Source organism: Companilactobacillus nuruki (assembly GCF_002872255.1).
Classification (GTDB): domain Bacteria; phylum Bacillota; class Bacilli; order Lactobacillales; family Lactobacillaceae; genus Companilactobacillus; species Companilactobacillus nuruki.
The window spans coordinates 1-13,357 of sequence record NZ_NIPR01000014.1 but is presented as its reverse complement, the minus strand read 5'-3'; the positions used below and the strand labels follow the sequence as shown (position 1 = coordinate 13,357).

16 protein-coding genes are annotated in these 13,357 nt (G+C 33.7%); 3 read left to right on the top strand and 13 right to left on the bottom strand.

Annotated features, from left to right (window positions below; translation table 11 throughout):
- Positions 1-2: 2 nt before the first annotated feature.
- The 11 genes from CBP76_RS05930 to CBP76_RS13165 form a co-directional block, all read right to left on the bottom strand.
- Positions 3-2,234 (bottom strand): RelA/SpoT family protein, encoded by a 2,232-nt coding sequence (locus tag CBP76_RS05930; protein ID WP_102196029.1) that lies wholly within the window; start codon positions 2,232-2,234, stop codon positions 3-5.
- A gap of 90 nt (positions 2,235-2,324) precedes the next feature.
- On the bottom strand, positions 2,325-2,663 hold the full coding sequence (locus CBP76_RS05925) for a hypothetical protein (RefSeq protein WP_102196028.1): 339 nt from the start codon (positions 2,661-2,663) through the stop codon (positions 2,325-2,327).
- 10 nt (positions 2,664-2,673) lie between these two features.
- Positions 2,674-3,417, bottom strand: coding sequence for an RsmE family RNA methyltransferase (locus CBP76_RS05920; protein ID WP_102196027.1), 744 nt, complete (start codon positions 3,415-3,417; stop codon positions 2,674-2,676).
- A complete protein-coding gene (gene prmA / locus CBP76_RS05915; protein WP_102196026.1) occupies positions 3,398-4,315 on the bottom strand; it encodes a 50S ribosomal protein L11 methyltransferase in 918 nt (305 codons plus the stop codon). Before prmA ends, CBP76_RS05920 begins: the two co-directional genes overlap by 20 nt.
- 72 nt (positions 4,316-4,387) lie before the next feature.
- On the bottom strand, positions 4,388-4,789 hold the full coding sequence (locus CBP76_RS05910) for a hypothetical protein (protein ID WP_102196025.1): 402 nt from the start codon (positions 4,787-4,789) through the stop codon (positions 4,388-4,390).
- A 221-nt stretch (positions 4,790-5,010) separates the two neighbouring features.
- Complete coding sequence (locus CBP76_RS05905) at positions 5,011-6,315, bottom strand: Sapep family Mn(2+)-dependent dipeptidase (protein WP_245865638.1); 1,305 nt, start codon at positions 6,313-6,315, stop codon at positions 5,011-5,013.
- 24 nt (positions 6,316-6,339) lie between these two features.
- Entirely contained in the window at positions 6,340-7,656 is a 1,317-nt protein-coding gene (locus tag CBP76_RS05900) for a PTS sugar transporter subunit IIC (protein ID WP_102196023.1), read from the bottom strand.
- 16 nt (positions 7,657-7,672) lie between these two features.
- Positions 7,673-8,197, bottom strand: coding sequence for a GrdB-related putative oxidoreductase (locus CBP76_RS05895; RefSeq protein WP_102196022.1), 525 nt, complete (start codon positions 8,195-8,197; stop codon positions 7,673-7,675).
- A 15-nt stretch (positions 8,198-8,212) separates the two neighbouring features.
- Positions 8,213-8,926, bottom strand: coding sequence for a GntR family transcriptional regulator, LSA1692 subfamily (locus CBP76_RS05890; protein WP_245865634.1), 714 nt, complete (start codon positions 8,924-8,926; stop codon positions 8,213-8,215).
- A gap of 13 nt (positions 8,927-8,939) precedes the next feature.
- Positions 8,940-9,893 carry a glycosylasparaginase gene (locus CBP76_RS05885; protein ID WP_102196020.1) on the bottom strand — a complete coding sequence of 318 codons (954 nt, stop codon included), beginning with the start codon at positions 9,891-9,893 and terminating at the stop codon, positions 8,940-8,942.
- A 123-nt stretch (positions 9,894-10,016) separates the two neighbouring features.
- Positions 10,017-10,193 (bottom strand): hypothetical protein, encoded by a 177-nt coding sequence (locus CBP76_RS13165; protein ID WP_166667202.1) that lies wholly within the window; start codon positions 10,191-10,193, stop codon positions 10,017-10,019.
- Positions 10,194-10,361: 168 nt separating this feature from the next.
- Between CBP76_RS13165 and CBP76_RS05880 the strand changes: the two genes are divergently transcribed.
- Positions 10,362-10,868, top strand: a complete 507-nt coding sequence (locus tag CBP76_RS05880; RefSeq protein WP_102196019.1) for an aminoacyl-tRNA deacylase — start codon at positions 10,362-10,364, stop codon at positions 10,866-10,868.
- Between the two features lie 40 nt (positions 10,869-10,908).
- Here the strand turns inward: CBP76_RS05880 and CBP76_RS13160 are convergent, their stop codons facing one another.
- On the bottom strand, positions 10,909-11,046 hold the full coding sequence (locus tag CBP76_RS13160; RefSeq protein ID WP_166667201.1) for a hypothetical protein: 138 nt from the start codon (positions 11,044-11,046) through the stop codon (positions 10,909-10,911).
- Positions 11,047-11,204: 158 nt separating this feature from the next.
- Here CBP76_RS13160 and CBP76_RS05875 point away from each other — a divergent pair, with 158 nt between their 5' ends.
- The gene (locus CBP76_RS05875; RefSeq protein WP_102196018.1) at positions 11,205-11,384 is read left to right on the top strand and encodes a hypothetical protein; all 180 of its coding nucleotides are present in this window, start codon (positions 11,205-11,207) and stop codon (positions 11,382-11,384) included.
- Positions 11,385-11,430: 46 nt separating this feature from the next.
- Here the strand turns inward: CBP76_RS05875 and CBP76_RS13155 are convergent, their stop codons facing one another.
- The gene (locus tag CBP76_RS13155) at positions 11,431-11,610 is read right to left on the bottom strand and encodes a hypothetical protein (protein WP_102196017.1); all 180 of its coding nucleotides are present in this window, start codon (positions 11,608-11,610) and stop codon (positions 11,431-11,433) included.
- 98 nt (positions 11,611-11,708) lie between these two features.
- Here CBP76_RS13155 and CBP76_RS05865 point away from each other — a divergent pair, with 98 nt between their 5' ends.
- A complete protein-coding gene (locus CBP76_RS05865; RefSeq protein WP_102196016.1) occupies positions 11,709-12,929 on the top strand; it encodes a M20/M25/M40 family metallo-hydrolase in 1,221 nt (406 codons plus the stop codon).
- The last annotated feature ends 428 nt before the right edge of the window (positions 12,930-13,357 follow it).

The window sequence follows — 13,357 nt, the reverse complement described above, 5'->3', positions numbered from 1 at the left end:
TATTACGCTACCGTCCTTTTAATTTCGTAGACATTTGGAATATTCTTTAATTTAGAAATAATATTATCCAAGTGCTCTTTGTTATTAACGCCGATACTTACATGAATAATGGCCATTTTTTCTTTATCAAGACGTCCAATGACATTATTGAGCGTATTAGTATTGGTATTGATAACCTGTAATACTTCATTAATCAATCCATTACGATTAAAAGCATAGACATCCAATTCTGCTGTATAACGTTTCTCTTTAGTAACATTATCCCAGTCAACATCAATAAAACGGCTTTTTGCCTCTTCACTTTGAACATTAGGACAATCAGCACGATGAATTGTTAATCCTCGTCCCTTTGTAATATATCCAACAATATCATCTCCAGGAATCGGATTACAGCACTTAGCCAAGCGAATCAATAAATTATCGATTCCTTGAACAGAAATACTGTTATTGGCATTATTACGTTCTTTTTGCAATTTAGGACTATCGGTTGGTGTTTTTGCAGCTTTATCATCAGTATCAGTGATAACCTGATCTTCGAGTTCTTTTTTCTCGGCTTCCTTTTTACGATCGGGATCTTCACTTACCAACTTATGAACTACGTTAATTGGTGACAATTCACCATAACCTACTGCATTAAACAGTTCATCAGGCTCGGTGTAATTGAAGATTTTCATAGCTATCTCTAAATGCTTTTTATCAAGATACTTCTTACCCGAAAGTGAACGATTCTTCAGTTCATTTTCAATTGATTCTCGACCAAGAACAATATTTTCTTCACGATCTTTAGTTCGGAAATAACGTTTAATCTTGTTTCTTGCTCTAGCCGTATAAACGACATTAACCCAATCACGGCTTGGTTGAGAATTAGAATTGGTCAGCATCTCGACTATATCGCCATTCTTCAACTGATAATTCAAAGGAACCATTCTGCCATTAATTTTGGCACCAATTGAATGATTACCAACCTCAGTATGGACTTGATAGGCAAAATCCAATGTTACTGCACCCTTTGGTAATTCAATGACCTCGCCATTAGGAGTAAATACATAAACTCGATCATTAAAAATTTCGCCTTTGACTGACTTCATGAAATCTGATGCATTATCAGAGTTCTCCTGTAATTCAAGTATTTCACGGAAGACATCAATTTTTTGTTCATTATCGTCTAATTGTACACCATCGAAATTGCCTTCTTTATAAGCCCAATGAGCAGCAACACCATATTCAGCAACTTGGTGCATTTCGAAAGTTCTAATTTGAACCTCAAGTGGTTGACCACCAGGCCCAATAATGGTTGTATGCAACGATTGATATCCATTGGCTTTAGGAACCGCAATATAATCCTTAAAACGGCCAGGAATTGGTTTCCACTTTGAATGAATTGAACCTAAGACGGCATAACAATCCTTTACAGAATCAACCACAATTCTGATTGCTAATAAATCATATAATTCTGAAAATTGTTTATGCTTATCACGCATCTTTTTATAAATAGAATATATGTGTTTAGGACGACCATAGATATCGTATTTGATACCCAAAGCATCGACATTTTTCTTAATGTAATCAATTGCTTCAGCAATATAAGCTTCACGTTGATCACGTTTGCTATTCATCAAATGCACGATTCGATAATATTGTTGAGGATTAATATAATGTAACGATAAATCTTCCAACTCCCATTTGATCTTACTGATACCTAAACGATCAGCCAATGGGGCATAAATTTCCAAAGTTTCAGTAGCAATACGACGTTGCTTATCCGGACGTAATGCCTTCAGAGTTCTCATATTGTGCAAACGATCAGCTAGTTTAACCATGATCACACGCAAATCTTTAGCGGTTGCCAAAAGCATCTTACGATGATTTTCCGCCAATAGTTCTTGGTGTGAATGATATTTGTACTTACTGATCTTAGTCACACCATCAACAATAGTAGCTACTTGATCACCAAAAAGTTCTTTAACATCCCCTAAGGTAATATTGGTATCTTCTACTACATCGTGTAAATAGCCAGCAGCAACTGTGTATGGATCCATTCTCAACGAAGCCAATATTTGCGCTACTTGAGTTGGGTGAATAATATATGGTTCACCAGTGGCACGCTTTTGCTCCTTGTGAACATAAGCCGCAAAATTATAGGCTTTATTAACGAACTCGACATGTTCATCATTCATGTATTCTCGACATATATCGAGAACTTCTTCTGGAGTATAATCTTTAATTTTTTTCATAGAAATATTCACCCCGTTACAATAAAAAGCACTCATTGAGTGCCTTTTTATTTTACATATTATTATGATTACTTTGACATTAAATTACAATTATTTTTCTTTCTCAAATAAGAAATATATTAGAATACTCAAAACCAGATATATCCCAGCTAAAAAGTAACCATAACGACCATATTTGACAAAAACACTAATAACAAATATAACCGGAAAAATAACTAAATTATAAAACGACAAATGATACTTTCTTGAAAACCAACCAATAAATCCAGCAAAGAAAATATTAATAATAAAGAATAACCAGATAATTCGATTTGTTCTTCCCAAATGAAAGAGATTAAACAAAATTGGCATAATAAATACCAAAACAATAGAAATCAAAGTAATATAAGTTGTTTTTGATGCTTCAACTTTTTTCCAAATATTTTTCACAATCTGTTCCTCATTTTACAGTTAGTTCGTATTTATATGATAGCACTGATAAGAAGTACATGGGTGCTGTTTCTGCTCGCATAATTCTAGGTCCCAATCCAACCGACAAAAAGTCACTTTTATTTAAAAAATTAATTTCATCTGGTGCAAATCCACCTTCGGGACCAAATGCACAAAGAATTGAGTTAGGATTCTGATTCAATGTTTGGGCGAGAAGGCTTATTTCTCCTTGTTTAGCTGACTCCTCATATGCAACTAGATTGGACTGAGCTTTGTGGTCAACTAGGTCCGTTAATTTATTGACATAAACAACTTGGGGAACGATTCGTCTTTTTGACTGCTGTGCTGCGTTTTTAGCTATTTCCTGTAAACGAATGAGTTTTTTTTCAATAACATTCTTCTTCCAAGTCATAATTGAATACTTAGAACTAAAGAAAATAATCTTTTTAGCACCTAATTCGGTCGATTTTTGTGTGATCCATTCAATCTTATCTTTTTTTGACAAAGAACATGCAATTGTTACATCTATTGGCAATTCGGTACTAGGTGTTGCTAATTTATTAACACTTGTCTCAATCTTATCGTCAGTTATTCGTTCAATTGTAGCTGTAAATAAATTCTGTTCAGGATCGACTAAATAAATCACATCCCCAGGTTTATGACGCAAAACCTTAGCGACATGTTTAAAAGTTTCAGAATCCTCTATTACGAATCTATTATTTTCAATAACTTTATTAACGAAGTATTGCTCCATCTTCTGCCTCGTACTCTTCTTTTCTTCTACAAATTAAAGTTGACCAGCCTTTTAGATGAAAGGCTTCCAAAACTATGAATCCAATTTCTGTCATTTTTTTAGTTATTAATGCTTCCTTCTCATTAATAATACCTGACAATACTACAAACCCATTCACATTTAAATGTTTGTCAATATCAGGAATAAATTGTTCAATCACATCTGCCAAAATATTAGCAACAATTACATCTACCTTGCCATCTACTCCATCTAAAAGTGAATTTTCAAAAACCTCAATATCTTCACAACCAGGATTTAATTGAATATTTTCTTTGGCTGCACTTACAGCTTCAGGATCAAGATCAAAAGCTTTGATATTTTTAACACCTAATTGACGTGCCTGAATTGACAGAATACCTGAACCGGTTCCAACATCATATAACGAATTTGCATCTCCTAAGATCAGCTCTAAAGCTTGCATACAAGAATACGTTGTCGGATGTGTTCCAGTACCAAAGGATTTTCCCGGGTCCATAACAATAATATGTTCATCATCATGTGTCGGTTGATAATTAACCCAATTGGGAACAACGGTTAAATAGCGACTGATTTTCATAGGATGGTAGTATTGCTTCCATTCATTCTCCCAACTACTATCATCCAATTCATCAACCGAAACTTCGACGCCAGTTATATCAAAACCAAATTCTGGTAATTGTTTCAACCGATCCTTCAAATCATTTACAATCTTTTCATTATAATTATTTTCATCAAAATAAGAATTAATTTTTGTTTTAACAGACGTATCTTCATCATCAACCATTTCGGTTCCGTTAGCACCGATGCGCATAAATATATCAGAAATGATTTCTGGATCGAAATCATTCGGAATCGCTACAGTTATTTTTTTCCAAATCATAAACGTTCCTCCATTATTAATAAGATTACTAAAAATTGGACATAAAAAAAAGACGTTACCGTCTTTATTTAACTAATTAATTAAAATATTGATCGAATCAACAAATTCATCTTGGCGAGCTCTGATTCTAGACTTGGCATTCTCTAGTCTTGAATAATCAATGGAATTATGCTTCACGTCCAAGCAACCAATAGCATTAATCAGATCTATAAAGTAATTGTTCATTCTTTCGGCAACCATGCTGTTCTCAAGATTATATTTTGTTATATAAGAATTACATAACTTGATGAAACGTTTGATATTAGAAATATAATTATCCGTTAAACGTGCATAAGTTTCATACCTTAAGGCTTCACCTCGTTCAATAATCTTTATCGTCTTAAAGTATTCAGTGAACACCTCATTATAAGTAACGAATCTTTCTAATAAAACATTAGTTTCTAAAATACGATATTTATTTGTTTTTGCTGTCATAAATACTTACACCTCGTTCCTTTCTTAATACTATATCATACGAAAATAATTATTAATAGTATTAGTTTATAATAATAGTGATAATTTCAAAAATAATAAAAATTATTCAAATATTATTTTATATATCTGAACCCATTAAAAAAGCATTACTTAAATTATAAAATCAATTTAAGTAATGCTCTAATATAAGATAGTCCTAAAATTCCCTTTTCGTCCAATTCTTAGCCTAGCTCATCTAACAAACAATCATAATAAATTTGCATCATCATTTGCCAATCACTGTATTTGAGCCATTCATCACCTTTATGAGCGATTCCTTTTTGTCCTGGAAAAGATGGTCCAAAGGCTACGATGTTTGGCATCTCACGAGCATAAGTTGCCCCTGTCGTAGTAACAGGTGTCCCATCTAATCCAGTATCATCTTGATATATCTTGGAAAACCTATGCATATAATCCAAATTCTTATCTTTAACTGTTGAAGGAAAACTACGATTAATTGTAAGAGTCATCCCATCAATAAATTGACTATTTAATTGATCAAGAATTGTTTTCTCAGTAAACGTTACCGGATAACGCATTGACAAACTAAAATTGATCTCATCATCAATTATTTTAATCGAATAAAGTGAAAGCTGTAACTCTCCTGAATCATCATCATGAAAATCTAGTCCTAAATTCTCACCATTATACTGATTAGCTATTTTTTTATTAAGCCATTCAAATAATTCACCCGTTTGACCATTTAGTGAGCTACAACATTTAATCAATTTTGGTAACACATTATCTGCCATATCTGGAGCATTGCTAGGTGCTTTTTTACCATGAAAATCTGTTTTTTTATCATTAATCGTTACAAACGCATAATCAGGTAAAAAACTACGATCAAAAACACCACCTAGTTCATCAATTTCTTCTAATGATCCATCGGTTATTGATTTAGTAACAGTCAAATCGACAATTCCACGCTCTCCATAAACAATTGGAAACTTGCAATCAGGCGTAAAACCAGCATATGGTGGTTTTTCCTTTTTCAAAAAATAAGGAATATCCCTACTGCCCATCTCTTCATCGGTACCAAACATAATCCGAACGCGTTTTTTCAATGAAATATTTTGTTTCTTTATCAAATAAAGTGCAAACAGCGAAGCCAGAAGTGGTCCCTTATTATCTAGTACACCTCTACCATAGAAATAATCATCTTTTAGAGTTAAATCAAATGGTGACATCGTCCAGTCATCAACTACATCAACCACATCTGAATGTCCTAAAACTCCAAAATAATCGCCATCTTCGGGGCCATATTCAGCCCAACCAACACAATTTGCAACTTGACCAGTTCTAAAGCCTAATTTTGATGATAATTCAAGCAAATATTCTAGCGCTCTTTTGGGGCCAATACCAAATGGTGCTTCAAAAGTTTTATTTCCATTAACACTAGGTATTTGAACTAATTTACGAAAATCTGTTATAAATTCATCTTTTGATTGATCAAATAACTCTTGAAAATCCGATCTGATTTTTTTCAATTCATTCATCCCTTATTTGTCATTTTAAATATCGCTAAAATCAATATCTACATCATCCAATTCTGCCGCTGCAGATTCTTCATTTAAGTATTGCTTATCGAGCATCTTAACAAATGGATAATAAAGCAAAACTCCTAATATCAACTCAAAAAGCTGCAGTACAGACCCAGTCCAACTACCGGTAGAAAGCCATCCAGAAATCAAAGGTGGTGTTGTCCATGGCAACATAACCCCATTAGTATATGGAATCCAATGCATTGAAAATACAAATCCTGAGATCAATGTATTTAAGACTGGCACTATGATAAATGGAATTGCAATAATTGGATTTAAAACGACTGGTAACCCGAAAATAATTGGTTCATTAATACCAAAAATACCTGGAACGATTGCTAATTTACCTAATTCCTTAATTCGTTTTGACTTACATACGAACAACATAACTATTAAAAGTGAAAGTGTACTACCTCCACCACCATAGGTTGTAAAAATATCAATAAATTGCTGTGTATAAATATGTGGTAATTTAGCACCACTTTGGAAAGCTTTTAAATTATCTTGCGTTAAAACAAAGAAAATTGGTGACCAAACACTATTAGTAATAGTTGGTCCATTAATACCAAAACACCATAAAAGTGATGCTAAGAAATTATATAACAAGACTGATGGCAAAGAATTACCAACATTCTTTAGAGGTGCCTGAAGCATTGTATAAATAAAATTATAAGCAGTATTAAACTCAGTCAAGCTGAAAATGATTCTAATTAAGAAAAAGAACAAAATAACAAAAGCACTTGGCAACAAAGCATCAAATGATTCACTAACAGCTGGTGGAACACCATCTGGCATCTTAATTGTCCAGTTTCGCTTAATTGCAAAACGATAAAGCTCAACACTAACTAAAGCTGTAAATAGTCCTAAGAAAATACCATTAGGTCCTAAATAAATAGTTTGAACTGCACCTAGTGTTGTCTTCCCAACTTTAACTGTTGTTGGTGTCATAATTAAAAAAGAAACAATTGCTACTGCACTCGCATGTACAGCTTGTAAACCCCGATTCTTACCATAAGCATACGAAATACCAAAACATGCTAAGAGTCCAGTAAAACTAAAAACAGAATCAGAAACAGCACTAAACCATTCAGACCACTTTGGACCTAAAACCCCAGACCAAAAATCCGCCCAACCTGGAATTGGAAAATTACCAATTAACAAAAAAATTGATGTAACAATAATTAATGGCGTAATAATCAAAAAACCATCACGTAATGATCTCAGAACTACATTATTGGCTAATTTAGTAGCCACTGGCATTAAAACTTGCTCAAATTTCTTCTGCATTAAGCTCATCTCCTAATTAAAAACAATATTGTTTTACAAAATCATCAGTATCTTCTTTCTTTACTTTCTTATTGCACAACTCTATTCCATGATCAATTGAATCAGCTAATCCAGTTCCGCCCTTTTTAGGCATCTTAATAATGTTTAATTTATCTTTGAACTGAGCGACCGTATCGGAATTTTTTTCCTTCGCGACCATTGCGACTACCGGAATATCTGAATTTGTTTCCACCGCATAACCTATTTCGCAGGCCATTCTGGCGAAATCCGCATAATCATATGTTGGGCCTACAAGCAAAATATCTGGTTGCATTTTTTGACACATTCGAGTTATTTTACCAGTGACTTCTTCTTTATTCTGTTCATAATATTCAGTTCCACAAAAGAATGTTGCCATAACTGAAGAATCTTGTTTCTTCAACGTTTTATCGATCGTATCGGCAGCACCCATGGCTAGTTTTTTGCCACCAAGAGCGGTGTCGGCCTTTTCTTTGCCACCTAAACCTGATTGAATCTGATCTAATAAGATAATAACTTTCATACTGTTACCTCCAAGTTAGTGATTTCGGTACAAAATATTATGGAAAGTATATTTATCGGAACGATAATACGACTCATCATAAAGCACCGGATACCCGTTTACCGAATATGAGGTCGTATATGCCAAAAATCCCGGCATATGTTCTTTAGCATGCAAAAGTCTTCCAATTTCACCATCCAAAATAACTGATTCTAGTTCCTGACTGGCATAGGCAATGGCAACATTAGTTTCAATTAATTTAAATAATGAACCTGTTGCGTTTTCCCCATTTAAATCAGGTACAAATTTTTTTTGAATATAAATCTTCTCATGAGTCATCGGTTCATTATCAATCAAACGTAAACGTTCAATTTTCCAAAAACTTGCATTCTTAGTAACTTGCAATTGTTCTTGAACCTGTTTGGGAATTTCTTTTACATCTTCTAAATCCAAAAGTTTTGTTTCTGCTGGAAGGTTTCTACGTTCAGCAGCTTCAGTAAACCCTACTAATCCATTAATACCACTTGATATTTTGGTTTCAGGTGCTAATGCAAAAGTTCCCTTATTTCGATCTTTTACAACCACCTGACGTTTTTCTAACTCCGAAATTGCTTTACGAATAGTTAAGCGGGTAGTCTCATATTGAAATGATAAATCATTTTCTGATGGCAATTTCTGATGTGTGCCATACTCCCCCTTTTTAATTGATTCTTCTAATTTATCAGCAATCTCACTGTACAAATATTTCATAATTCATTCCTCTTTAATCAATTGGTGCCTTAATTCTCTTTGAATATGCATCTAACCATTCTTGAGTGATCGGATCGATCTTGGTTGTATCATTTTCACCTGGAAAAGCTATATAAATTGCTGGCTTACTATCTTCAGTTCCAACTGCAAAAGTGAATTCAACGTTAGTAGCAACACCCCATTGACCTTCTTTATTCAAAGCAACAAGTGAAAACTCACCAATCTTTCCATAACGTTCTTTCAACTTTTTAACAAAAGGATAAACCGCTTTATCACAGGCATCTTGGGGACTAAGACCAGTCCCCATTAAACGAACGATTTCATAGCAAAGACATCCCTTCATAATATCCTCGCCTAAACCTGTTGCAGCGGCCCCACCAATCTCACTATCAGCATAAAATCCATCGCCAACTAATGCTGAATCACCAGTACGCCCAGGCTTTTTCATAAATAAACCTGATGTAGACGTCCCAACACTTATTGATCCGCTTTGATCCAAACTAACCATACCGACAGTATCGTGACCGTCATAAGGAGAAAGATTTTTCTCTTCAATTTCACGTTTACGTTTTCTCCAAATCTTTTGAGCACGCTCAGTCAACATATTCTTTCTTTCAAAGCCATTTTGAGTGGCATACTCTGTTGCTCCATTGCCAACTAACACGCTGTTGAAATGATCATGGCTCAAACTTCTAGCAACCGAAATAGGGTTCTTTACATCACTTATCCCCATAACCGCTCCAACTGCAAATGTATCGCCATTCATAAATGCCGAATCCATTTCGACAAGACCATTTTGATTCGGAAGGCCACCATAACCAACGGATTTAAAGAAAGGATAGTCCTCTACTTCCTTAATAGAAGTTTCTACAGCATCAGCACTAGTACCACTATCTTTTAAAAGATCAATTCCTTTACAAAGTCCTTCATAGGCCATTCTCCAAGTACCAATCATTGCATATGTCATCTTTACACCCCTTTGTAATCGATTTCATAAAATAGTATACTCACGACTGTATATACAATCAAGTATATAATTTATATTTCTTTAACATTTCTTTATTAAAAACAACACAAAAAAAGGAACAATCTACTTATTATCAGTAGATTGTTCCTTTCTATCAGCAACTTTTTTTCTTAAAGATTCGTTATCCTTAAATAACTTTTGAGCCTCAGACAATTTTTTAGGGCTATTCTTAATTTCTTGAGAAATCTTACTAAAATCATTCTTGGCAGGATCTTCTTCGTGCTTTTTGAAAAGACTCATTATAATAATCGCTCCTTATCCTGTTGTACCGCTAATTTATTATATAACAGTAGACTGAAAATATGCCTGAAAAATTAAAAATAATTTTACTAACTGTTAATACCTCTTACTTTTAAAATTTATTAGCTTTGTTATTATATAATAAGTAAGTTTTAGAGGTTGGTAAAAATGAGCAAAAAGAAAAAAATACAAAAAACATTAGTTGAAAAGATACTTGATAAAGAGAAAGTAAGTTATGTTCCAATGACTTTTGAAACTGCGGCTGACGGTGACACTCAAGAGTTAGTCACAAACAAAAATACACGCGATGGCTACAAGATCTATAAAACCCTTGTACTAACTGGGAACAAGACCGGTCCATTAGTTGGTATGTTGCCCTTAGATAAACACTTGAGCTATAAAATGCTTGCCAAATTATCCGGTAATAAAAAAGTTGGTATGGTTCCATTAAAGGATTTGATTAAAACTAGTGGTTTTGAACACGGTGCTAATAGTCCTGTTGGAATCCATTCCTTACATAATTATCCAATTTACTTCGATAACGAAGCTGAAAGGTCAGAAAAAATTATTGTCTCCGCCGGAAAGGTTGGTCAATCTATTCTAGTTGAACCCCATGACTTAGCCAAGGCCGTTAATGCTACCTTTGGTGATTTTGCCGTTGACAATCCGGAATAAAAAAAGCCAATAACCGAAGTTATTGGCAAATTAATAATATCTATGCAGCTTTATTGTTGTTCTTTAAATTGCTGATAGCTTTTTCAATGGTTGTACCGTTACCAAAGTTATTGCTATCATTAACATCAACTGCTGTGAATAATTGATCTTTAAGATCTAAAAGAATTCTATATTTCATATTATTCACGCCTCCTTTATGTTCCGAATATTGTATTAGAGGTAGCGACTGTTGACTATACTAACTGCTTTACTAATTTAAGTCAATCAAAATGTCTTTTTCTTGACTTAATGGTAATTTTGAATAGAATTAAGACACAAATAAAAAAGGAGAAATAAATGAATAACATTTGGAAATACGTTTTGGGATTCTTCATTGCCCTGCTTTTATTCTCATTCTTCATCCATATAATTTTGCCACTAATCGTAATCTTGGCAATTATTGGTGTAATCTATTATCTGTATCATAAACATCAAAACAACAAATATACTCCTGAGGGACGTAAAAAAGTAAACTAATTATATAAGCTATGTTATATACGATGATTGTCGCATGTAACATAGCTTATTTTCTTTTATTCGGCCTATCTATATCAGCTGTTGCTGAGATCAATAACAATACTGCTCCAGCAATCAAAGCGGAAATTATGTTACTACGACTGAACCAATGGAAAAAAAATCCTAAAACTGCAACTACCAATAATAAAATCCCTAACCATCGGTCTATTTTCATCAATAAATTCATTTTTCTTAACCTTTCGATGTTAATTTTGATTAAAAAATACTAGAATAAGAATAGTTAAACCTATTAATGACATTATACATTATCTTGGAGGAGTAAAAATGGATAAAGCACAAAGACTTAGCATTCTGGACGATTTGATTAAGCTAGAAACAGTCAATGGTGAAGAGGAAAAGGTTGCTAATTATTTAAAGGATCTTTTTGCTAAAAATGGTATTGAAAGTGAACTAAACAAGTTTGATGATAATCGTTATAACTTAATTGCTACCATTAAAAAAGGTGACGGCCCTATTCTTGGATTTACTGGTCACGAAGATGTCGTTGCCACAGTCAATGATGATGCCTGGAATTATGGACCATTTAATCCTAAACATATTGATGGTAAAATTTTTGGACGTGGATCATCTGATATGAAAGGTGGACTTGCCGGACTTGCCATCGCTTTGATCGAATTGAACGAAGATCCTAGCTTTAAAGGAAATATTAAATTTATCGCTACAGTTAGTGAAGAATTAGGTGAAGCTGGAGCTGAAAAGTTATCTAAAGAAGGTTATGCTGACGATCTTAGTGCTTTAGTGGTCGGTGAACCAAGTAACTCTTCATCACAATTGGTCCTTGAAAAATTAGTACACAGCGGTTTGATTGAAACCAATGGTGCTAAACCAGAAACTAGAATTGCAGCTTTTTGTGCTCATAAGGGTTCCGTCTCATATAAAGTTATTTCCCATGGTAAGGCCGCTCACAGTTCAATGCCTGAGGTTGGAATTAATGCCCTTGATAATTTGATTACTTATTATAATAAACAAAATGATTACTTTAAGGAATTAATCAAAGTCGAAGATGACGTCTTAGGAACGACCAAGCCAGCTGTTACCATTATGAATGCTGGTGACCAAGATAATACCATTCCTGACTATGCTGAACTAACAGCCAAAATTAGAACCATCCCAGAAGTAAGCAATGACCAAATTATTTCTGATCTACAGTCTATCGTTAATGAACTTAACCAAGCTGATCCAAAAATGAACTTAGAGTTGAAAGTCTCAAGCAGTAACTGGCCCGTTAAGACTGATATTGATTCTAAGTTTATGAAGCTCGTACGCGATAGTTACAAAAATGTCTTAGGAGTTAACATCTTAACAGTTGGTGCACCTGGTGGTACAGACGCTTCTAAATTTGTTCAAGCAAATCCTAAACTAGATGTAGTCGTTGCTGGTCCTGGTAATGAAAGCGCCCATCAAATTAATGAATTTGTCTTCGAAGATGATTATTTACAATATATTGAAATTTATAAGACCATTGCTGAGAAGTATTTTGCTTAATAGAATTTGGGTAAGTAAAAAATTTTTGTTCAAAAATGTACTTTATTCACGTTAGGATTAAACTTTTTATAAAGTACGTTTAACAAGAAAGCACACTTTATAATACTATCAAAAAGATCTCACTAACCTATTTAAGTTAGTGAGTTTTTTTGAATTGCGCCCGGCGGACACTAATTTGATGATGAAAGTCCACTCTGATACGTGGTAGTCGCTTGCGACGAAGGTACGAACATTACCCTCCTCGATATTGGAAGTTAAATGAAGTTATCAACATTATAATTTCACCGATAAATATCTAGTCTAATCAATAACAAATGCTCACTAAGTTGCTTTACAACTTAGTGAGCATTTGTTATTCTATCTATGTAGTAAAACAACTTAGTTGGAAGTGACTATATGAAACAAACACAATTAATTAAGGGTGTTCT

What these genes read in the sequence shown, in the direction of transcription:
- CBP76_RS05930 (WP_102196029.1), bottom strand. Translation starts at nt 2,234, where the DNA reads ATGAAAAAAATTAAAGATTATACTCCAGAAGAAGTTCTCGATATATGT.
- CBP76_RS05920 (WP_102196027.1), bottom strand. Translation starts at nt 3,417, where the DNA reads ATGGAGCAATACTTCGTTAATAAAGTTATTGAAAATAATAGATTCGTA.
- prmA (WP_102196026.1), bottom strand. Translation starts at nt 4,315, where the DNA reads ATGATTTGGAAAAAAATAACTGTAGCGATTCCGAATGATTTCGATCCA.
- CBP76_RS05910 (WP_102196025.1), bottom strand. Translation starts at nt 4,789, where the DNA reads ATGACAGCAAAAACAAATAAATATCGTATTTTAGAAACTAATGTTTTA.
- CBP76_RS05900 (WP_102196023.1), bottom strand. Translation starts at nt 7,656, where the DNA reads ATGCAGAAGAAATTTGAGCAAGTTTTAATGCCAGTGGCTACTAAATTA.
- CBP76_RS05895 (WP_102196022.1), bottom strand. Translation starts at nt 8,197, where the DNA reads ATGAAAGTTATTATCTTATTAGATCAGATTCAATCAGGTTTAGGTGGC.
- CBP76_RS05890 (WP_245865634.1), bottom strand. Translation starts at nt 8,926, where the DNA reads ATGAAATATTTGTACAGTGAGATTGCTGATAAATTAGAAGAATCAATT.
- CBP76_RS05885 (WP_102196020.1), bottom strand. Translation starts at nt 9,893, where the DNA reads ATGACATATGCAATGATTGGTACTTGGAGAATGGCCTATGAAGGACTT.
- CBP76_RS13165 (WP_166667202.1), bottom strand. Translation starts at nt 10,193, where the DNA reads ATGAGTCTTTTCAAAAAGCACGAAGAAGATCCTGCCAAGAATGATTTT.
- CBP76_RS05880 (WP_102196019.1), top strand. Translation starts at nt 10,362, where the DNA reads ATGAGCAAAAAGAAAAAAATACAAAAAACATTAGTTGAAAAGATACTT.
- CBP76_RS13160 (WP_166667201.1), bottom strand. Translation starts at nt 11,046, where the DNA reads ATGAAATATAGAATTCTTTTAGATCTTAAAGATCAATTATTCACAGCA.
- CBP76_RS05875 (WP_102196018.1), top strand. Translation starts at nt 11,205, where the DNA reads ATGAATAACATTTGGAAATACGTTTTGGGATTCTTCATTGCCCTGCTT.
- CBP76_RS13155 (WP_102196017.1), bottom strand. Translation starts at nt 11,610, where the DNA reads ATGAATTTATTGATGAAAATAGACCGATGGTTAGGGATTTTATTATTG.
- CBP76_RS05865 (WP_102196016.1), top strand. Translation starts at nt 11,709, where the DNA reads ATGGATAAAGCACAAAGACTTAGCATTCTGGACGATTTGATTAAGCTA.